Here is an 18,797-nt window from a genome sequence, read left to right as displayed (position 1 = left end):
GCCGCCGTTGAAGCCGCTATTGCCCGCGCCAAAGCACGCAAACTGGAACAACAACAGGCAAACGCAGAACCAGAAGAACAGGTCGATCCGCGCAAAGCGGCAGTTGCTGCGGCTATAGCCCGCGTTCAGGCCAAAAAAGCCGCCCAGCAAAAGGTTGTAAACGAGGACTAAATGGTATTCAGAATAGCTAGCTCCCCTTATACCCATAACCAGCGCCAGACATCGCGCATTATGTTGCTGGTACTGATCGCAGCCGTTCCCGGAATCGCTGCGCAACTTTGGTTTTTTGGCTGGGGTACTCTCGTTCAGATCCTCCTGGCGTCGATCAGTGCACTGTTAGCCGAAGCTCTTGTACTTAAACTGCGCAAACAGCCTGTTTCCACAACCTTGAAAGATAATTCGGCGCTTTTAACAGGGCTGTTACTCGCCGTAAGTATTCCGCCCCTCGCACCGTGGTGGATGGTCGTGCTGGGTACGGTGTTTGCGGTGATCATCGCTAAACAGTTATACGGCGGTCTGGGGCAAAACCCGTTTAACCCGGCGATGATTGGCTATGTGGTCTTACTGATCTCCTTCCCGGTGCAGATGACCAGCTGGCTGCCACCGCATGAAATTGCGGTCAACATTCCTGGCTTCATCGACGCCATACAGGTTATCTTCAGCGGTCATACTGCCAGCGGCGGTGATATGAACACGCTACGCTTAGGTATTGATGGCATTAGCCAGGCAACGCCACTGGATACGTTCAAAACTTCTGTCCGCGCCGGTCATTCGGTTGAGCAGATTATGCAGTATCCGATCTACAGCGGTATTCTGGCGGGTGCTGGCTGGCAATGGGTAAACCTCGCCTGGCTGGTTGGCGGCGTGTGGTTGCTATGGCAGAAAGCGATTCGCTGGCATATTCCGGTCAGCTTCTTAGTAACGCTGGCGTTATGCGCAACATTGGGCTGGTTGTTTTCACCAGAAACACTGGCATCACCGCAAATTCATCTGCTTTCTGGCGCGACCATGCTCGGCGCATTCTTTATTCTGACCGATCCGGTGACCGCTTCTACGACCAATCGTGGTCGTCTGATTTTCGGTGCGCTGGCGGGCTTATTAGTCTGGTTGATCCGCAGTTTCGGCGGCTATCCTGACGGCGTGGCTTTTGCTGTCTTGCTGGCGAACATCACGGTTCCTCTGATCGATTACTACACGCGTCCGCGCGTCTACGGCCATCGCAAAGGATAAACCATGCTGAAAACTATCCGAAAACACGGTATTACACTGGCGCTGTTTGCTGCGGGTTCAACAGGTTTAACGGCGGCCATCAACCAGATGACCAAAACGACGATTGCCGAACAGGCCAGCCTGCAACAAAAGGCGTTATTTGATCAGGTGCTGCCAGCCGAACGCTATAACAATGCGCTGGCGCAGAGTTGCTACCTGGTGACGGCACCAGAGTTAGGTAAAGGTGAGCATCGGGTTTACATCGCTAAACAGGATGACAAGCCGGTAGCCGCCGTTCTGGAGGCGACCGCGCCGGATGGCTATTCCGGTGCGATTCAGCTACTGGTGGGAGCCGATTTTAACGGCACGGTACTTGGCACGCGCGTGACAGAGCACCACGAAACGCCAGGGCTTGGCGATAAAATCGAACTGCGCCTTTCAGACTGGATCACCCATTTTGCAGGTAAAAAAATCAGCGGTGCTGACGACGCACACTGGGCGGTGAAGAAAGATGGTGGTGATTTCGACCAGTTTACTGGCGCGACGATTACGCCTCGCGCGGTGGTGAATGCGGTAAAACGCGCCGGATTGTACGCTCAGACGTTACCGGCACAACTTTCTCAACTTCCTGCCTGTGGAGAATAAACCGTGAGCGAAATTAAAGACGTTATTGTTCAGGGGTTATGGAAGAACAACTCCGCACTGGTTCAGTTGCTTGGCCTCTGCCCGCTGCTGGCGGTCACGTCCACTGCCACCAACGCACTGGGTTTAGGGCTTGCGACGACGCTGGTGCTGACGCTTACCAACCTGACTATCTCGACACTGCGTCACTGGACGCCAGCTGAGATCCGTATCCCGATCTACGTGATGATCATCGCCTCGGTTGTCAGCGCCGTACAGATGCTGATCAACGCCTACGCCTTCGGCCTGTATCAGTCGTTAGGGATTTTTATTCCGCTGATTGTCACTAACTGTATCGTTGTGGGTCGTGCTGAAGCCTTCGCCGCCAAAAAAGGTCCGGCGCTTTCGGCTCTTGATGGTTTTTCGATAGGGATGGGCGCAACCTGCGCAATGTTCGTGCTGGGTTCACTGCGCGAAATCATCGGCAATGGAACGTTGTTTGACGGTGCTGATGCGCTGTTGGGTAACTGGGCAAAAGTATTGCGGGTGGAGATCTTCCACACTGATTCCCCTTTCCTGCTGGCAATGTTACCACCAGGCGCATTTATTGGTCTGGGACTGATGCTGGCAGTGAAATATCTGATTGACGAAAAAATGAAAAAGCGCCGCGCTGAAGCCGTCGCCGAACGCGACTTGCCGAACGGTGAAACAGGGAATGTCTGATGAACAAAGCAAAACGCCTGGAGATCCTCACACGCCTGCGTGAGAACAATCCTCACCCCACAACCGAGCTTAATTTCAGTTCGCCTTTTGAATTGCTGATCGCCGTACTGCTTTCCGCCCAGGCCACCGATGTCAGCGTTAATAAGGCGACGGCGAAGCTCTACCCGGTGGCTAATACACCTGCAGCAATGCTCGAACTGGGCGTCGAAGGGGTGAAAACCTATATCAAAACTATTGGGCTTTATAACAGCAAAGCGGAAAATATCATAAAGACCTGCCGTATCTTACTGGAACAGCATAATGGCGAAGTTCCGGAAGATCGCGCGGCGCTTGAAGCTTTGCCCGGCGTAGGACGTAAAACAGCTAATGTGGTGTTGAATACCGCTTTCGGCTGGCCGACCATCGCTGTAGATACCCACATTTTCCGAGTCTGCAACCGTACCCAATTTGCGCCAGGAAAAAATGTCGAGCAGGTCGAGGAAAAATTGCTGAAAGTGGTGCCAGCAGAATTTAAAGTCGATTGCCACCACTGGTTAATTCTTCACGGACGTTATACCTGCATCGCCCGCAAGCCCCGCTGTGGCTCCTGCATTATTGAAGATCTTTGTGAATACAAAGAGAAAGTTGACATCTGACACAAATGGGTAGCGTCGTCTACCCATCCATTACCTTTCCTTATCTTCTTCAAAAACATCCTTCTAACGTTAATGATGCCGCCTCGCTGCGGCATCATCAGGCAATCCGTTTGTGAATAACCAAAAATGCAGGTTAATTGTTTTTTTAATAGCGAAATTTTCTATCCATTCGTGATCAAGATCACACTGATGCTGAAATGTAAAAACAATGCATTTTAAAAGTTAAATTTGACAAAGCATTGATTCAATCCGTCCTGAAACCTACAAAACATTACACTGGCTATTTTTCAGATAATGGACTATCCCACTACATAAAACACCTTATAGCAGAACATATCGCCAAACTGGAATTATTACCCTATCTCAGTAGTGAAAAAATCTGCCGTTACGTTTTTTGAAAAATTTAACGCTGGATAACATTTCGCGGAGCCGATGAATTCCCCACGCCAGTTATATGTAACAGATTATTACAAAAGACTTGTCTGAAAGTGCAAGATAGTGAACATTACCTGCCGTTTCCCCTCCCACTATAACAATTGCGCGTATGTTTTTTAGACATCACGCGAGAAAGCACCCCCGTTAATATGGGATGTAAAAAAAGAGGTAAAAGTGTCCACTGCAAACCAAAAACCAACAGAAAGCGTTAGTTTGAACGCTTTCAAACAACCGAAGGCGTTCTATCTCATCTTCTCGATTGAGTTATGGGAACGTTTTGGTTATTACGGCCTACAAGGAATTATGGCTGTCTACCTGGTTAAACAACTGGGTATGTCTGAAGCGGATTCAATCACCCTTTTCTCTTCCTTTAGCGCCCTGGTTTATGGTCTGGTCGCTATCGGCGGCTGGTTAGGTGACAAGGTACTGGGTACTAAACGCGTTATTATGCTTGGTGCTATTGTACTGGCCATTGGTTATGCGCTGGTTGCATGGTCTGGTCACGACGCCGGTATCGTCTATATGGGTATGGCGGCCATTGCCGTAGGTAACGGCCTGTTTAAAGCCAACCCGTCTTCGCTGCTCTCTACTTGCTATGAGAAAAACGACCCGCGTCTGGACGGTGCATTTACCATGTACTACATGTCCGTCAACATCGGTTCTTTCTTCTCTATGATTGCAACCCCATGGCTGGCTGCCAAATATGGCTGGAGCGTCGCGTTCGCCCTTAGCGTAGTAGGTCTGTTAATCACTATCGTTAACTTCGCCTTCTGCCAACGCTGGGTTAAGCAGTACGGCTCAAAACCTGACTTTGAACCAGTCAACTACCGTAACCTGCTGCTGACCATTATTGGTGTTGTGGCCCTGATCGCAGTTGCAACCTGGCTGCTGCACAACCAGGAAGTTGCACGTATGGCGCTGGGCGTTGTTGCTCTGGGTATCGTGGTTATCTTCGGTAAAGAAGCGTTTGCCATGAAAGGTGCTGCGCGTCGTAAAATGATCGTTGCCTTCATCCTGATGCTTGAAGCAATCATCTTCTTCGTGCTGTACAGCCAGATGCCGACGTCTCTGAACTTCTTTGCGATTCGTAACGTTGAACACACTATTCTGGGTCTGGCCGTTGAGCCAGAGCAGTATCAGGCGCTGAACCCGTTCTGGATCATCATTGGTAGCCCGATTCTGGCCGCTATCTATAACAAGATGGGCGATACCCTGCCGATGCCGACCAAGTTTGCAATCGGTATGGTGATGTGCTCTGGTGCGTTCCTGATCCTGCCGCTGGGTGCGAAATTCGCGTCTGACGCAGGTATCGTTTCTGTAAGCTGGCTGGTAGCTAGCTACGGCCTGCAGAGTATCGGTGAACTGATGATCTCTGGTCTGGGTCTGGCGATGGTTGCACAGCTCGTTCCGCAGCGTCTGATGGGGTTCATTATGGGTAGCTGGTTCCTGACCACTGCCGGTGCAAACCTGATTGGTGGTTATGTTGCGGGTATGATGGCTGTTCCGGATAACGTAACCGATCCGCTGATGTCGCTGGAAGTGTATGGTCGCGTGTTCTTGCAGATTGGGGTCGCCACTGCCGTTATTGCTGTGCTGATGCTGCTGACCGCGCCGAAACTGCATCGCATGACCCAGGACGATGCTGCAGACAAAGCGGCGAAAGCTGCCGTAGCGTAAATTTCAGGGAAACTCTTTTACAAGCCGCTAACTTTTCGTTAGCGGCTTTTTTTTTGTTCAGCAACGCACTACCATACTTTAAACCACAGCCAAAAGGAGTTACCGATGAAACTGTTCTACAAACCGGGCGCCTGCTCTCTTGCTTCCCATATCACCCTGCGTGAGAGCGGAAAGGACTTTACGCTCGTCAGTGTGGATTTGATGAAAAAACGTCTCGAGAACGGTGATGATTACTTTGCCATTAACCCTAAGGGACAGGTTCCTGCGTTGCTGCTGGACGATGGTACTTTGCTGACGGAAGGCGTAGCAATTATGCAGTATCTTGCCGACAGTGTTCCCGACCGCCAGTTGCTGGCATCGGTAAACAGTATTTCTCGCTATAAAACCATCGAATGGCTGAACTATATCGCCACCGAATTGCATAAAGGGTTCACACCACTGTTCCGCCCGGATACCCCGGAAGAGTATAAACAGGCTGCCCGTGCACAACTGGAGAAAAAGCTACAGTATGTTAACGACGCGCTGAAAGATGAACATTGGATCTGCGGGCAACGTTTCACCATCGCTGATGCCTATCTGTTTACGGTTCTGCGCTGGGCATATGCGGTGAAACTGAATCTGGAGGGTTTAGAGCACATTGCAGCCTTTATGCAGCGTATGGCTGAAAGACCTGCGGTGAAAGCTGCGTTAACGGCGGAAGGATTGCAGTAATCGTCATCGGCCCACAGGAAGCTGTGGGCCGAGGTATTTCAGAGCTTCGTTGCGCTGAAATAGTGTTCCGGTTTGGCTATACGATCTTGCGCGGCAACCACCTGCAGCTCATATTCCTGCATTGCTTTGGTGGTCACCATAATTTCGTATACTGCGGCCGTCACGTGTTCCAGCGCCTCTTGCAGCGTTGCCCCCTGCAACAATTTCACCAGCAGTAAACCGCTCGTCACATCACCAACGCCTACCGGCTGGCGCGTACCGAAATCGACCAGCGGACGGCTGATATGCCAGGCTTCATCGGCAGTAACCAGCAGCATTTCAAAACGATCTGTGCTGTAGCCCGCACGCGCCAGGTGTTTAACCAACACGATTTGTGGCCCTTGCGCAATAAGCTCACGCGCAGCTTTAACGGCCTCTTCGACGTTATGTACTGGATGTTCACAAAGAATTTCCAGCTCGACCAGATTCGGCGCGATGATATCGCTGGCTGGCATACCGTGACGGACATGAAACTCCGCCACGCCCGGCGCAACGATACAGCCTTTTTCCGGATGCCCCATTACTGGATCGCAAAAATATTTCGCTTGTGGATTCGCCGCTTTTACCTGACGGACAATACCGAGGATATGTTCGCCCTGCTCCGCCGATCCCAGATAACCACTGAGTACGGCATCACAGGTGTGTAATTTATCAATGGCGGCAATGCCCTGAACAATTTCGGTTAAATGGCTGGGCGGCATCACACAGCCAGTCCATTTGCCGTATTGAGTGTGATTAGAAAATTGAACGGTATTCAGCGGCCAGACATTCGCGCCCAGGCGGCGCATCGGAAACTCTGCCGCACTGTTACCCGCATGACCATAAACAACGTGAGACTGGATAGCGAGAATATTTTTCATTGTGTTCCCTGTATAAAAATCAGGGGAGTGATTTCTCACTCCCCCTTTCCACTTAGTGCATTATTTCCAGCAAATCAGACAGTAATTCTTTTTGCCGCGACGCAGTAAGGTATAACGACCAAACAGGCGATCTTCTTCTTTAAAGAAGTATTCAGGATCGGACTGTTTTTCACCGTTAATGGTGATGGCATTGGATGCGATAGTTTTACGCGCCTGACCACGGGATGGTTGCAGTTCAGAATCGACCAGCGCCTGCATCAGATCAGCGCCTTTTTCCATCTCAACCATCGGTACGCCGTCCTGCGCCAGCTGTTCAAAGTCCGCTTCGCTAAGCGCACTCAAGGAACCGCTGAACAGACATTCGGTAATACGTTTCGCGGCTTGCAAACCTTCTTCACCGTGAACCAGACGCGTCACCTGCTCCGCCAGCACATACTGGGCGCGCGGTGCTTTACCGCTGTTTTTATCTTCTTCTTCGAGGGCATTGATCTCTTCAATGCTCATGAAGGTGAAGAACTTCAGGAAGCGGTAAACGTCGGCATCAGCGGTGTTGATCCAGAACTGGTAGAACTTGTACGGACTGGTCTTCTTCGGATCCAGCCATACTGCGCCGCCTTCAGTTTTACCAAATTTGGTGCCGTCAGCCTTGGTGATCAGCGGAACGGTCAGGCCAAACACCTGATTCTGATGCAGGCGACGGGTCAGATCGATACCAGAGGTGATGTTACCCCACTGGTCAGAACCGCCAATCTGCAACGTAACACCATACTGTTTATTCAGACAGGCAAAGTCATAGCCCTGCAACAGGTTGTAAGAAAACTCGGTGAACGAAATACCCTGATCTTCACGGTTGAGACGCTGCTTAACCGCTTCTTTGTTGATCATCTGGTTAACGGAGAAGTGCTTACCGATATCGCGCAGGAAGGTCAGCACATTCATATTGCCGAACCAGTCATAGTTGTTCGCGGCGATAGCAGAATTTTCTCCACAGTCGAAATCGAGGAACGGGGCAACCTGCTTGCGGATTTTGTCCACCCACTCCTGAACAGTTTCTTCGGTGTTCAGCTTACGCTCGGCAGCTTTGAAGCTCGGGTCGCCAATCAGACCTGTCGCGCCGCCTACCAGCGCAACCGGCTTGTGGCCCGCCTGCTGGAAGCGTTTCAGGCATAACAATGGAACAAGATGCCCCAAATGCAAGCTGTCAGCGGTAGGATCGAAGCCGCAATAGAGCGCGATCGGGCCTTGCGCCAGTCGCTCTGCTAACGCTTCTTCGTCCGTCACCTGGGCCACCAGCCCCCGCTCTTGCAATTGTTTAATCAAGTTACTGCTTGCCATCAAAATCTCCATGTATATAACGACTGCACCTTTGCCGGTACACGACTTTTCGCCAGATGCGAAAGAGACATAGAATAAAGTGCCGGAATCAGGAGTGCCAGCGATTAAAGCAAGATTTTTACATCTTTTCAGGGTGCGAGACGATCGATTTTCCACGCCTCATTTTCACGCTGGTACAAAAAGCGGTCATGCAGACGATGCTCACCGCCCTGCCAGAACTCAACCTGCTCAAGACTTACGCGGAAACCGCCCCAGAAACTCGGTAACGGGACGTCGCCCTGCTGAAACTTCTGCTTCAGCTCAAGGAATTTGCTCTCAAGGATCCCTCGCGCGGAAATACGGCTGGACTGCTTAGATACCCACGCGCCAATCTGGCTATCGCGCGGACGACTATGAAAATATTTCATCACTTCGAGAGTCGAAAGACGCTCCGCTTTACCGGTCACCATCACCTGGCGTTCAAGAGTATGCCACGGGAAAAGCAGGCTAACGCGCGGGTTATTTTCGATTTGATGCGCTTTGCGACTGCCGAGATTGGTGTAAAACACCATCCCTTTTTCGTCGTAATGTTTGAGTAACACGATGCGCTGATAAGGCTGACCATGTTCATCAACGGTTGCGACGACCATCGCAGTGGGGTCAACCAGTTTGGCTTCACAGGCCTGGGAGAGCCAGCGTTCAAAAAGGGTTAAAGGATCGGCGGGAAGATCGCGGCGGCGTAAACCGCCTTTGGTGTATTCACGGCGCAGATGCGCGATTTGCTGCAATTCGTCGTTATCAGACATGGTTTTCTTTACGGATTGTCAGTGGGTGACGCTATTGTGCGCCGCCCCTGGAAAAATCTCAACGCTGCGGATTTTGTAACTGACAGTTATTCAAGACGATGCGGTCACGCTTATAGACCGTTGCCTCATCACCTTTTGACCAGAAAACATAAATGCCATCGGTATAACGTGCGCCAGAGGCTGAAATGCCCTGTTTAAGGTGAATTAATTGATTGTCGTAGACAAAACTGACTTCCTGACGCGGATTATTCAGTTTTACCGTCAACGGTTTTTCATCACACTGGTATTCCAGCGTATCAGTTTGCATACGTTCAACCAGTTGATTAAACGCGCCACAGCCAGTGAGAAGCACCGGCAAACAGATCAGTAACAGTTTTTTCATAAACACATCCCGAAGACTTTCCTGGTCCGGAGAGCAAAACGCTCTCCTCAACTTCCAAGTGTAACGGCAGACGCAGTAGGAAAAATTCAGTTAACTCTGATATCGCGGGTTTGCAGGGAAAATTGCGCCCAGCACCGTCGCCTCGCTTGCGCCGGTGACCGAAGGCAGGTTGCCTGGCAGTCCCGCCAGCGTCCGCCAGGCAAGCCACGCGAAGGCCAATGCTTCCATGTCATCACCACTAATGCCAACGGCGTCAGTGGTGGTCACTTCGGTTCCTGGCAGCAAAGCAGCAAGTCGCGTCATCACCAATGGATTACGGCTTCCGCCACCACAGACCATCAAACGATCGCAGCCGCCACTCAATAATACCTGTTCAGAAATGGTCACGGCGGTAAGTTCCGCCAGCGTTGCCTGGACATCGCGCGCATCAACACCCGGGAATTGACGCAGATGGCGCTCCAGCCAGCCATAGTTAAAGTATTCGCGCCCGGTGCTTTTTGGCGCGGATTGGGAAAAATACGCATCACTAAGCATATTCTGCAACAGCGGCAAAATGACTTTACCCGCCCGCGCCCACTCAGCATCTTTATCGTAAGGTTTACCGGCCTGACGCCAGATCCACGCATCCATCAACATGTTACCCGGCCCGGTATCGTACCCCCCCACCGGCTGCCCTGGAATCAACAACGACAAATTGGCGATACCACCAATGTTGAGAACCATTCGCCGCTCCGTCGGATGAGCCAGTAATGCGTGATGAAACGCTGGCACCAGCGGCGCCCCCTGCCCACCTAAGGCAATATCGCGACGGCGAAAATCACCAACGACAGTAATTCCAGTGCGCACCACAATTTGATTGTTATCACCAATCTGTAGAGTATGCGGTGCAACGCCAGTAGGTTCGTGCCAGACAGTCTGTCCGTGACACCCGATGGCGACGATATCTTTTGGCTGCAAATTTTCTTGCTTGAGCAGTGCGTTAACGGCATCGGCAAACAAGCGACCAAGTTGAGTATCCAGTTGACCGAACTGAGAAAGCGTAAGCTGCTGCCCCTGACAAATATCCAGTACTGCTTGTTTAAGTGATGGGGGAATCGGCCAGCTCAAACTTGCCAACTGCGCCACCCTGTGTTCATCGATAGTCGCCAGTACAACATCGACACCATCCAGACTAGTGCCTGACATTACGCCAATAAAGCGGCCTGATTTCATAGTTCATCCTTTTTCAACCTGTCGTTTGCGCTCCACTCAAACACAAACCTCTCACGAATTCCATGCATGAGCGCCGATTTTTACCATTACCAGGAAAACATTATATTCATATCAATAATTACTATGAATGTTTTGTTTATACTTGGTTAACCGTATTCTAATTATGATTCCATCATGTTTTAGTGGAACATGTAATCATAGTTATACCAATGCCATTTACTTTGGCCATGAGGGATGCTTGTGAGGCGTTTCATGGTAATCAGGAGATTTTTCAATGATTAAGCGCGTACTGGTTGTATCAATGGTAGGTCTGTCTCTTGTCGGTTGTGTTAATAACGATACCCTTTCTGGCGATGTCTATACCGCCTCTGAAGCGAAGCAAGTGCAGAATGTCAGCTATGGCACAATCGTTAATGTACGACAGGTACAAATTCAGGGCGGTGATGATTCCAACGTTATCGGCGCAATTGGCGGTGCGGTTCTCGGTGGCTTCCTTGGGAATACCGTTGGTGGCGGAACAGGGCGTTCTCTGGCAACTGCGGCAGGCGCTATCGCAGGTGGCGTAGCTGGTCAGGGCGTGCAGAGCGCAATGAACAAAACTCAGGGTGTGGAGTTGGAAATTCGTAAAGATGATGGCAACACCATTATGGTGGTACAGAAACAGGGCAATACCCACTTCTCTCCGGGACAACGTGTTATTCTGGCCAGCAACGGTAGCCAGGTGACGGTTTCCCCGCGCTAAACAAGTTGACGTGTGGTCAGGTCACTGACCACACGCCCCTTTCATTTCACCCTTTGGCCTGTAACTCAGTGATATTATGCTCAAGTTTTGCAATGAGTTTAATCAACTGTTCTACTTCCTCTGCGGAAATTCCATGCAATATTTCCGCCCGGGTTTTGTTAATAACCGCTTCCATTTCGCTAATCAGCGGCTCCGCTTTTTCCGTCAGTTTAATACGTTTAGCCCGACGATCGCTGGCGCAAGTTTGACGCGAAATTAACCCTTTTTCTTCCAGTTGGTCCAGCGTACGAACCAGTGAAGGCTGCTCAATGCCGATCGCTTTTGCCAGTTGAATTTGCGACTGGTCTGGAGGTAACTGATGAATATTGTGCAACGTTACCCAATGGGTTTGCGTTAACTCCAGCGGTTTCAGGCGATGGTCTATCAGAGCACGCCATATGCGCACCAACCGTGCCAGATCAGAACCTAGTGGCGATTCCAATTTCATCTCCTTATAATTAGCTTGCTAAGATATTATACAGCTTTTAGAATAGTGTGCAGCAATTGTATTGCTAAAACAAATGTATTGCTGCATTTGCTTACCGTCAGACATGCTTTTCAGAAATTGCGCGTAACTTTTTCGCACTTAAAGAATATTTATTAATCTAACGCAATATATTCGGTCGTAAAGGAATCTATTTTGTGAAGTTTATGCTTAATGCAACGGGATTGCCCTTACAAGATCTGGTGTTCGGTGCGTCCGTCTATTTTCCTCCGTTTTTCAAAGCGTTCGCGCTTGGATTTGTCCTCTGGCTTGTCATACACCGCCTGCTTCGCGGCTGGATCTACGCCGGTGACATCTGGCATCCCTTGTTAATGGATTTATCGCTGTTTGCGATTTGCGTTTGCCTTGCTCTGGCAATACTGATTGCGTGGTAACTATGTCAATTAAAACAATTAAGTATTTCTCAACAATTATTGTAGCGGTTGTTGCGATTCTTGCCGGATGGTGGCTATGGAACTATTACATGCAGTCACCGTGGACACGCGATGGAAAAATACGTGCAGAACAGGTTTCTATCACGCCACAGGTGTCTGGACGTATTGTTGCGATGAATATAAAAGACAACCAGTTGGTTAATGCTGGTGATATTTTGCTCACCATCGATAAAACGCCCTTTCAGATAGCCGAACTGAACGCCCAGGCACAGTTAACGAAAGCGCAATCTGACCTCGCCAAAGCCAATAACGAAGCTAACCGTCGCCGTCATCTCTCACAAAACTTTATCTCTGCCGAAGAGCTGGATACCGCTAACCTCAATGTTAAAGCGATGCAGGCCAGTGTTGATGCCGCACAGGCGACGCTTAAACAGGCACAATGGCAACTGGCGCAAACGGAAATTCGCGCTCCGGTGAGTGGATGGGTAACTAATCTCACTACCCGCATCGGCGACTACGCCGACACCGGAAAACCCCTGTTTGCCCTGGTGGATAGCCATTCGTTTTACGTCATTGGTTATTTTGAAGAAACCAAATTGCGCCATATCCACGACGGTGCACCAGCACAAATTACGCTCTATAGCGACAACAAAACGTTACAGGGTCACGTTTCCAGTATCGGTCGGGCGATTTATGATCAGAGCGTTGAAAGTGATTCCAGCCTGATTCCTGATGTGAAACCTAACGTCCCCTGGGTACGTCTCGCCCAACGTGTTCCCGTCCGCTTTGCTCTGGATAAAGTCCCCAGCGATGTCACGCTGGTGTCGGGCACCACCTGTAGCATCGCCGTAGGTCAATAATGAGCACATCGCCATGGTTCTTGCGCAATTTGCCCTGGTTCAGGGCCACGCTGGCGCAATGGCGTTATGCGTTACGCAATACCATTGCCATGTGCCTGGCGCTGACGGTTGCCTATTATTTAAATCTCGATGAACCCTACTGGGCGATGACCTCGGCTGCGGTGGTAAGCTTCCCCACCGTTGGTGGTGTCATCAGCAAAAGCCTCGGACGCATCGCTGGCAGTTTGCTGGGAGCCATTGCGGCACTGATTCTTGCCGGGCATACGCTTAACGAGCCGTGGTTTTTTCTATTGATCATGTCGGCGTGGCTTGGTTTTTGTACCTGGGCTTGCGCGCACTTCACGAATAACGTGGCGTATGCCTTCCAACTGGCGGGCTACACTGCGGCCATTATCGCCTTTCCGATGGTCAATATCACGGAAGCAAGCCAGTTATGGGATATCGCTCAGGCGCGCGTTTGCGAAGTCATCGTCGGTATTCTTTGCGGCGGCATGATGATGATGATCCTGCCGAGTAGTTCCGACGCCACCGCGCTTTTAACCGCGTTAAAAAACATGCATGCCCGTTTACTGGAACATGCCAGCTTGCTCTGGCAGCCTGAAACAACCGATGCCATTCGCACAGCACATGAAGGAATCATTGATCAAATATTAACCATGAATTTGCTGCGCATTCAGGCGTTCTGGAGTCACTATCGTTTCCGCCAGCAAAATGCACGCCTGAATGCACTACTCCACCAGCAATTACGCATGACCAGCGTCATCTCCAGCCTGCGACGTATGTTGCTCAACTGGTCATCAACGCCCGCCGCCACTCGTGAAATTCTCGAACAGTTGCTGACGGCGCTTGCCAGTTCGCAAACTGATTTTTACACCGTCGCACGTATCATTGCCCCACTGCGCCCAACCAACGCCGCCGACTATCGGCACGTCGCCTTCTGGCAGCGACTACGCTATTTTTGCCGCCTTTATCTGCAAAGTAGTCAGGAACTACATCGTCTGGAAAGCGGTACAGATGATCGAGCCAGACTCCCACGAACAGCCGGCCTGGCACGTCATACCGATAACGCCGAAGCAATGTGGAGTGGACTGCGCACATTTTGTACGTTGATGATAATTGGCGCATGGAGTATTGCCTCGCAATGGGATGCCGGTGCCAATGCATTAACACTGGCAGCAATTAGCTGCGTACTCTACTCCGCCGTCGCGGCACCGTTTAAGTCACTGTCGCTACTTATGCGCACGCTGGTATTACTTTCGCTATTTAGCTTTGTGGTTAAGTTTGGTCTGATGGTTCAGATTAGCGATCTGTGGCAATTTTTGCTGTTTCTCTTCCCGCTACTGGCAACGATGCAACTTCTCAAATTACAGATGCCCAAATTTGCCGCGCTGTGGGGACAACTGATTGTATTTATGGGTTCGTTCATCGCTGTCACTAATCCACCGGTGTATGATTTTGCTGACTTTCTTAACGATAATCTGGCGAAAATTGTTGGCGTGGCGTTGGCGTGGTTAGCGTTCGCCATTCTGCGTCCAGGATCGGATGCTCGTAAAAGCCGCCGACATATTCGCGCGCTGCGCCGGGATTTTGTCGACCAACTAAGCCGCCATCCAACCCTGAGTGAAAGCGAATTTGAATCGCTTACTTATCACCACGTTAGTCAGTTGAGCAACAGCCAGGATGCACTGGCTCGCCGTTGGTTATTACGCTGGGGCGTGGTGCTGCTGAACTGTTCACATGTTGTCTGGCAATTGCGGGACTGGGAGTCGCGTTCCGATCCGTTATCGCGAGTGCGGGATAACTGTATTTTGCTGTTGCGGGGAGTAATGAGTGAGCGTGGCGTTCAGCAAAAATCACTGGCGGCCACACTTGAAGAATTACAGCGGATATGCGATAGCCTTGCCCACCATCATCAACCCGCTGCCCGTGAGCTGGCGGCGATTGTCTGGCGTCTGTACTGCTCGCTTTCGCAACTTGAGCAAGCGCCGCCGCAAGGTACGCTGACCTCTTAATTACTTAATAACACCACAGGCATAGCGTTCACCGCCACCGCCCAGCGGTTTTGGTTGATCGGACATATTATCGCCGCCAACGTGGATCATCAGCGCCTTATCTTTGATTTCATCAAGTGATTTCAGACGAGGCGCAATGACGGCATCGGTTGCTTTACCGTCATTGTTAACTACCAGTGCAGGCAGATCGCCTAAGTGTCCTGCACCTTCTGGCCCTTCATGCTTACCGGTATTTTGTGGATCAAGATGCCCGCCTGCGGATTCTGCCGCACTGGCTTTGCCATCTTTCGTTGCTGGCTGGCAGCTTCCTTTGGCATGAATATGGAAGCCATGCTCACCGGGTGGTAATGCTTTCAGATCGGGTGAAAACTCCAGACCTTTATCGGTTTCAGTAATCGTTACACTACCGATTGACTGCCCAACCCCTTGCGACGTGACGAGGTTCATCTCGACTTTTTCACTGGCAGCTTGTGCGCCGGTTGCAACAACCAGCGCCAGAATGGCCAGACTAAAACGTTTCATAGGACCTCCGTTCAATGTGCATACCCGTTAAGTGTAAACCAGTGACACATATTTGAACGGCGGCTATTCCTAAAAGTGTTTACGGTACGTCGTAACCCAGTGCCGCTTTACGGATACGGAACCATTGTTGGCGGGTCATTTTCAATGCTTCCGCTTCGACAGCAGCCCGCACACGCTCAATTTTACCGGAGCCGATAATCGGCAGCGGCTGCGATGGCAGACGCAATATCCAGGCATAAACCACCTGCTCGATAGAGCCCGCGTTTAATTCTTCCGCCACCACAGCAAGTTCATCACGTAGCGGCCTGAAATAATCATCATTAAACAGACGACCACCGCCAAGACAAGACCAGGCCATCGGGCGAATACGCAGTTGTTGCAGTTGATCAAGCGTGCCATCCAGCAGTAACGGCTGATGCACCGGGGATATTTCCACCTGATTAGTGGCAAGGGTAAACGGCAGACGCGATTGCAACAGCGCAAATTGCGCAGGCGTGAAGTTGGATACGCCAAAATGGCGTACTTTTCCGCTCTGATGCAGATGTTTAAACGCATCAGCCACTTCATCGGCATCCATTAGCGGGTCGGGGCGATGGATTAGCAGCAGATCCAGATGATCGGTTGCAAGATTAATTAGCGACTGTTCGGCGCTCTTAATGATGTGATCGCGGTCAGTGATGTAATGACCAATGACGTTTTCTTCACGCGCGGTCGTCGCGATACCGCATTTGCTGACAATTTCCATTCGTTCACGCAAATGAGGTGCCAGTTTCAACGCCTCGCCAAACGCCGCTTCGCACTGATAACCGCCATAAATATCAGCGTGGTCCACGGTAGTCACGCCGAGATCCAGATGCTCTTCAATAAAACTGACTAACTGGCGAGCGGACATATTCCAGTCCATCAGTCGCCAGTAGCCCATCACGAAACGTGAAAACTCCGGGCCTTGCGGCGCAATAGTAATACGCTGAACCATAATCGCTTCCTCTTATCAGATATGAGAGGAGTATACGCAAGATTATGCTCAAAAGAGTGATGGTTGCTCCGGTTCGTCTGATGACGCTGGCTTATTTGCACGTAATTTACGCATAAGTCGTTGCCGACAAAGGCGCAGCACCTCTTGTTTTTCGCCATCACTCATTTTATTCCAGTTAAAACGCTCATCCCGGCTACGAAAACAGCCGCGACAAAATCCGCGTTCATCAGACTGGCAAATTCCCCGGCACGGGCTCTGGACGGGAAAGAACTCTAATTGCTCCGCCATTTCGCCCTCCTGAGATGAGATTATTACCACTATTGAAGCTGTTAATGCCCAAAGTAGCAACTTTGCTTGCACTAGACCGACTGGTCTACTACACTCGAACGCATGAACAAACACACCGAACATGATACTCGCGAACACCTCCTGGCTACGGGTGAGCAACTTTGCCTGCAACGTGGATTCACCGGGATGGGGCTAAGCGAATTACTAAAAACCGCTGAAGTGCCGAAAGGGTCGTTCTATCACTACTTTCGCTCTAAAGAAGCGTTTGGCGTTGCCATGCTTGAGCGTCATTACGCGGCATATCACCTGCGACTGACGGAGTTACTGCATTCCGGTGAAGGTAACTACCGCGACCGCATTCTGGCTTATTACCAGCAGACGCTTAATCAGTTTTGCCAGCATGGAACTATCAGCGGATGCCTGACAGTAAAGCTCTCTGCCGAAGTGTGTGACCTGTCAGAAGATATGCGTAACGCAATGGATAAAGGTGCACGCCAGGTAATCACCCTGCTCGCCCAGGCACTGGAAAATGGCCGTGCCAGCCACTGTTTAACCTTTTGTGGCGAACCGCTGCAACAGGCGCAAGTACTCTACGCGCTGTGGCTGGGCGCAAATCTGCAGGCCAAAATTTCGCGCAGTTCCGGGCCACTGGAAAACGCGCTGACACATGTAAAAACCATTATTGCGACGCCTGCCGTTTAGCAGGCATTTTTTCATCATCAGACGACCGGGAGCCTTTATGTCATCTGAAAAACTGTATTCTCCACTAAAAGTGGGCGCGATCACGGTGGCAAACCGTATTTTTATGGCCCCTCTGACGCGTCTGCGCAGCATTGAACCGGGTGATATCCCTACTCCGTTGATGGCGGAATACTATCGCCAACGTGCCAGTGCCGGTTTGATTATTAGCGAAGCCACTCAAGTTTCCGCTCAGGCAAAAGGGTATGCGGGCGCACCTGGCATTCATAACCCAGAGCAAATCGCAGCATGGAAAAAAATCACCGCTGGTGTTCATGCTGAAAATGGTCATATCGCCGTACAGCTTTGGCATACGGGGCGCATTTCTCACGCCAGCCTGCAACCTGGCGGCCAGGCTCCGGTAGCACCTTCGGCACTTAGTGCGGGAACCCGTACTTCTCTGCGCGATGAAAATGGTCAGGCGATCCGCGTCGAGACATCTATGCCGCGTGCACTGGAACTGGAAGAGATTCCGGGTATCGTCAATGATTTCCGCCAGGCCATCGCTAACGCCCGTGAAGCCGGTTTTGATCTGGTGGAGCTTCACTCCGCTCACGGGTATTTACTGCATCAGTTCCTGTCGCCTTCTTCAAACCATCGTACCGATCAGTACGGCGGTAGCGTGGAAAATCGCGCACGCCTGGTACTGGAAGTCGTTGATGCCGGAATAAAAGAATGGGGTGCCGATCGCATTGGCATTCGCGTTTCGCCAATCGGTACTTTCCAGAATACCGATAACGGCCCGAATGAAGAAGCCGATGCGCTGTATCTGATTGAACAACTGGGCAAACGCGGCATTGCTTATCTGCATATGTCAGAACCAGACTGGGCAGGCGGCAAACCATATACCGAGGCTTTCCGCGAAAAAGTACGCGCCCGTTTCCACGGTCCAATTATCGGGGCTGGTGCATATACGGTAGAAAAAGCAGAAACGCTGATCGGCAAAGGGTTAATTGATGCGGTGGCATTTGGTCGTGACTGGATTGCAAACCCGGATCTGGTCGCCCGCTTGCAGCGCAAAGCTGAGCTTAACCCACAGCGTGCCGAAAGTTTCTACGGTGGCGGCGCGGAAGGCTATACCGATTACCCTACGCTGTAATCCAACATTGCGAGCGGC

21 protein-coding genes are annotated in these 18,797 nt (G+C 50.9%); 12 read left to right on the top strand and 9 right to left on the bottom strand.

Annotated features, from left to right (window positions below; all coding sequences use genetic code 11):
- Window positions 1-171 precede the first annotated feature (171 nt).
- The 6 genes from rsxD (at window position 172) to gstA (ending at window position 6,011) form a co-directional block, all read left to right on the top strand.
- A complete protein-coding gene (gene rsxD, locus WC5_RS05580) occupies window positions 172-1,230 on the top strand; it encodes an electron transport complex subunit RsxD (protein WP_000231897.1) in 1,059 nt (352 codons plus the stop codon).
- Between the two features lie 3 nt (window positions 1,231-1,233).
- Entirely contained in the window at window positions 1,234-1,854 is a 621-nt protein-coding gene (gene rsxG, locus WC5_RS05585) for an electron transport complex subunit RsxG (RefSeq protein ID WP_000920784.1), read from the top strand.
- 3 nt (window positions 1,855-1,857) lie between these two features.
- Complete coding sequence (gene rsxE, locus WC5_RS05590) at window positions 1,858-2,553, top strand: electron transport complex subunit RsxE (protein ID WP_001289641.1); 696 nt, start codon at window positions 1,858-1,860, stop codon at window positions 2,551-2,553.
- Window positions 2,553-3,188: an endonuclease III gene (gene nth, locus WC5_RS05595; protein ID WP_001030339.1), complete on the top strand. Its 636-nt coding sequence runs from the start codon at window positions 2,553-2,555 to the stop codon at window positions 3,186-3,188. The genes rsxE and nth overlap by 1 nt, the downstream gene beginning before the upstream one ends.
- A 609-nt stretch (window positions 3,189-3,797) precedes the next feature.
- Window positions 3,798-5,300: a dipeptide/tripeptide permease DtpA gene (gene dtpA, locus WC5_RS05600; protein WP_000100947.1), complete on the top strand. Its 1,503-nt coding sequence runs from the start codon at window positions 3,798-3,800 to the stop codon at window positions 5,298-5,300.
- A 105-nt stretch (window positions 5,301-5,405) separates the two neighbouring features.
- Window positions 5,406-6,011, top strand: coding sequence for a glutathione transferase GstA (gene gstA / locus WC5_RS05605; protein WP_000765735.1), 606 nt, complete (start codon window positions 5,406-5,408; stop codon window positions 6,009-6,011).
- Between the two features lie 38 nt (window positions 6,012-6,049).
- Here gstA and pdxY read toward each other — a convergent pair whose 3' ends face one another.
- The 5 genes from pdxY to anmK all read right to left on the bottom strand — a co-directional run bounded on the left by pdxY (window position 6,050) and on the right by anmK (window position 10,624).
- Window positions 6,050-6,910: a pyridoxal kinase PdxY gene (pdxY, locus tag WC5_RS05610; RefSeq protein ID WP_000789757.1), complete on the bottom strand. Its 861-nt coding sequence runs from the start codon at window positions 6,908-6,910 to the stop codon at window positions 6,050-6,052.
- Between the two features lie 60 nt (window positions 6,911-6,970).
- Window positions 6,971-8,245 (bottom strand): tyrosine--tRNA ligase, encoded by a 1,275-nt coding sequence (gene tyrS, locus WC5_RS05615; protein WP_001516333.1) that lies wholly within the window; start codon window positions 8,243-8,245, stop codon window positions 6,971-6,973.
- 128 nt (window positions 8,246-8,373) lie between these two features.
- Window positions 8,374-9,030, bottom strand: coding sequence for a pyridoxamine 5'-phosphate oxidase (pdxH, locus tag WC5_RS05620; RefSeq protein WP_001282324.1), 657 nt, complete (start codon window positions 9,028-9,030; stop codon window positions 8,374-8,376).
- A gap of 58 nt (window positions 9,031-9,088) precedes the next feature.
- Window positions 9,089-9,412 (bottom strand): C-type lysozyme inhibitor, encoded by a 324-nt coding sequence (gene mliC / locus WC5_RS05625; protein WP_000734947.1) that lies wholly within the window; start codon window positions 9,410-9,412, stop codon window positions 9,089-9,091.
- Window positions 9,413-9,502: 90 nt separating this feature from the next.
- Complete coding sequence (gene anmK, locus WC5_RS05630) at window positions 9,503-10,624, bottom strand: anhydro-N-acetylmuramic acid kinase (RefSeq protein WP_000835036.1); 1,122 nt, start codon at window positions 10,622-10,624, stop codon at window positions 9,503-9,505.
- 274 nt (window positions 10,625-10,898) lie between these two features.
- Between anmK and slyB the strand changes: the two genes are divergently transcribed.
- Window positions 10,899-11,366: an outer membrane lipoprotein SlyB gene (slyB, locus tag WC5_RS05635; RefSeq protein ID WP_000597203.1), complete on the top strand. Its 468-nt coding sequence runs from the start codon at window positions 10,899-10,901 to the stop codon at window positions 11,364-11,366.
- A gap of 46 nt (window positions 11,367-11,412) precedes the next feature.
- On the opposite strand, the gene slyA is transcribed toward slyB, so the two are convergent.
- The gene (gene slyA, locus WC5_RS05640; RefSeq protein ID WP_016158207.1) at window positions 11,413-11,847 is read right to left on the bottom strand and encodes a transcriptional regulator SlyA; all 435 of its coding nucleotides are present in this window, start codon (window positions 11,845-11,847) and stop codon (window positions 11,413-11,415) included.
- A 200-nt stretch (window positions 11,848-12,047) separates the two neighbouring features.
- Between slyA and WC5_RS05645 the strand changes: the two genes are divergently transcribed.
- The 3 genes from WC5_RS05645 to WC5_RS05655 are packed head-to-tail and all read left to right on the top strand — an operon-like array spanning window position 12,048 to window position 15,156.
- Window positions 12,048-12,284 (top strand): DUF1656 domain-containing protein, encoded by a 237-nt coding sequence (locus WC5_RS05645; protein WP_000671001.1) that lies wholly within the window; start codon window positions 12,048-12,050, stop codon window positions 12,282-12,284.
- A gap of 2 nt (window positions 12,285-12,286) precedes the next feature.
- Window positions 12,287-13,144 (top strand): efflux RND transporter periplasmic adaptor subunit, encoded by an 858-nt coding sequence (locus WC5_RS05650; protein WP_010350818.1) that lies wholly within the window; start codon window positions 12,287-12,289, stop codon window positions 13,142-13,144.
- Window positions 13,144-15,156, top strand: a complete 2,013-nt coding sequence (locus WC5_RS05655) for an FUSC family protein (protein ID WP_016231690.1) — start codon at window positions 13,144-13,146, stop codon at window positions 15,154-15,156. Before WC5_RS05650 ends, WC5_RS05655 begins: the two co-directional genes overlap by 1 nt.
- Here WC5_RS05655 and sodC read toward each other — a convergent pair whose 3' ends face one another.
- From sodC to WC5_RS05670, 3 genes are all read right to left on the bottom strand, one after another.
- On the bottom strand, window positions 15,157-15,678 hold the full coding sequence (gene sodC / locus WC5_RS05660; protein WP_000819797.1) for a superoxide dismutase [Cu-Zn] SodC: 522 nt from the start codon (window positions 15,676-15,678) through the stop codon (window positions 15,157-15,159).
- Window positions 15,679-15,757: 79 nt separating this feature from the next.
- On the bottom strand, window positions 15,758-16,654 hold the full coding sequence (locus WC5_RS05665) for an aldo/keto reductase (protein WP_000250648.1): 897 nt from the start codon (window positions 16,652-16,654) through the stop codon (window positions 15,758-15,760).
- A 48-nt stretch (window positions 16,655-16,702) separates the two neighbouring features.
- The gene (locus tag WC5_RS05670; protein WP_000840481.1) at window positions 16,703-16,942 is read right to left on the bottom strand and encodes a DUF1289 domain-containing protein; all 240 of its coding nucleotides are present in this window, start codon (window positions 16,940-16,942) and stop codon (window positions 16,703-16,705) included.
- Between the two features lie 102 nt (window positions 16,943-17,044).
- Between WC5_RS05670 and WC5_RS05675 the strand changes: the two genes are divergently transcribed.
- Both WC5_RS05675 and nemA read left to right on the top strand, forming a co-directional pair.
- Window positions 17,045-17,644, top strand: coding sequence for a TetR/AcrR family transcriptional regulator (locus WC5_RS05675; protein WP_001032927.1), 600 nt, complete (start codon window positions 17,045-17,047; stop codon window positions 17,642-17,644).
- A 37-nt stretch (window positions 17,645-17,681) separates the two neighbouring features.
- Window positions 17,682-18,779, top strand: coding sequence for an N-ethylmaleimide reductase (gene nemA, locus WC5_RS05680; protein ID WP_000093628.1), 1,098 nt, complete (start codon window positions 17,682-17,684; stop codon window positions 18,777-18,779).
- Window positions 18,780-18,797 lie beyond the last annotated feature (18 nt).

The organism is Escherichia sp. KTE114 (genome assembly GCF_000407765.1).
Lineage (GTDB): Bacteria > Pseudomonadota > Gammaproteobacteria > Enterobacterales > Enterobacteriaceae > Escherichia > Escherichia ruysiae.
The sequence above is the reverse complement of the archived record's forward strand: the minus strand, read 5'-3'. Positions and strand labels throughout refer to the sequence as shown.

Excerpts from the sequence above, each read along its gene's own strand:
- rsxD (WP_000231897.1), top strand. The coding sequence starts at position 172 with ATGGTATTCAGAATAGCTAGCTCCCCTTATACCCATAACCAGCGCCAG.
- rsxG (WP_000920784.1), top strand. The coding sequence starts at position 1,234 with ATGCTGAAAACTATCCGAAAACACGGTATTACACTGGCGCTGTTTGCT.
- nth (WP_001030339.1), top strand. The coding sequence starts at position 2,553 with ATGAACAAAGCAAAACGCCTGGAGATCCTCACACGCCTGCGTGAGAAC.
- gstA (WP_000765735.1), top strand. The coding sequence starts at position 5,406 with ATGAAACTGTTCTACAAACCGGGCGCCTGCTCTCTTGCTTCCCATATC.
- pdxY (WP_000789757.1), bottom strand. The coding sequence starts at position 6,910 with ATGAAAAATATTCTCGCTATCCAGTCTCACGTTGTTTATGGTCATGCG.
- tyrS (WP_001516333.1), bottom strand. The coding sequence starts at position 8,245 with ATGGCAAGCAGTAACTTGATTAAACAATTGCAAGAGCGGGGGCTGGTG.
- pdxH (WP_001282324.1), bottom strand. The coding sequence starts at position 9,030 with ATGTCTGATAACGACGAATTGCAGCAAATCGCGCATCTGCGCCGTGAA.
- mliC (WP_000734947.1), bottom strand. The coding sequence starts at position 9,412 with ATGAAAAAACTGTTACTGATCTGTTTGCCGGTGCTTCTCACTGGCTGT.
- anmK (WP_000835036.1), bottom strand. The coding sequence starts at position 10,624 with ATGAAATCAGGCCGCTTTATTGGCGTAATGTCAGGCACTAGTCTGGAT.
- slyB (WP_000597203.1), top strand. The coding sequence starts at position 10,899 with ATGATTAAGCGCGTACTGGTTGTATCAATGGTAGGTCTGTCTCTTGTC.
- WC5_RS05650 (WP_010350818.1), top strand. The coding sequence starts at position 12,287 with ATGTCAATTAAAACAATTAAGTATTTCTCAACAATTATTGTAGCGGTT.
- WC5_RS05655 (WP_016231690.1), top strand. The coding sequence starts at position 13,144 with ATGAGCACATCGCCATGGTTCTTGCGCAATTTGCCCTGGTTCAGGGCC.
- sodC (WP_000819797.1), bottom strand. The coding sequence starts at position 15,678 with ATGAAACGTTTTAGTCTGGCCATTCTGGCGCTGGTTGTTGCAACCGGC.
- WC5_RS05665 (WP_000250648.1), bottom strand. The coding sequence starts at position 16,654 with ATGGTTCAGCGTATTACTATTGCGCCGCAAGGCCCGGAGTTTTCACGT.
- WC5_RS05670 (WP_000840481.1), bottom strand. The coding sequence starts at position 16,942 with ATGGCGGAGCAATTAGAGTTCTTTCCCGTCCAGAGCCCGTGCCGGGGA.
- WC5_RS05675 (WP_001032927.1), top strand. The coding sequence starts at position 17,045 with ATGAACAAACACACCGAACATGATACTCGCGAACACCTCCTGGCTACG.
- nemA (WP_000093628.1), top strand. The coding sequence starts at position 17,682 with ATGTCATCTGAAAAACTGTATTCTCCACTAAAAGTGGGCGCGATCACG.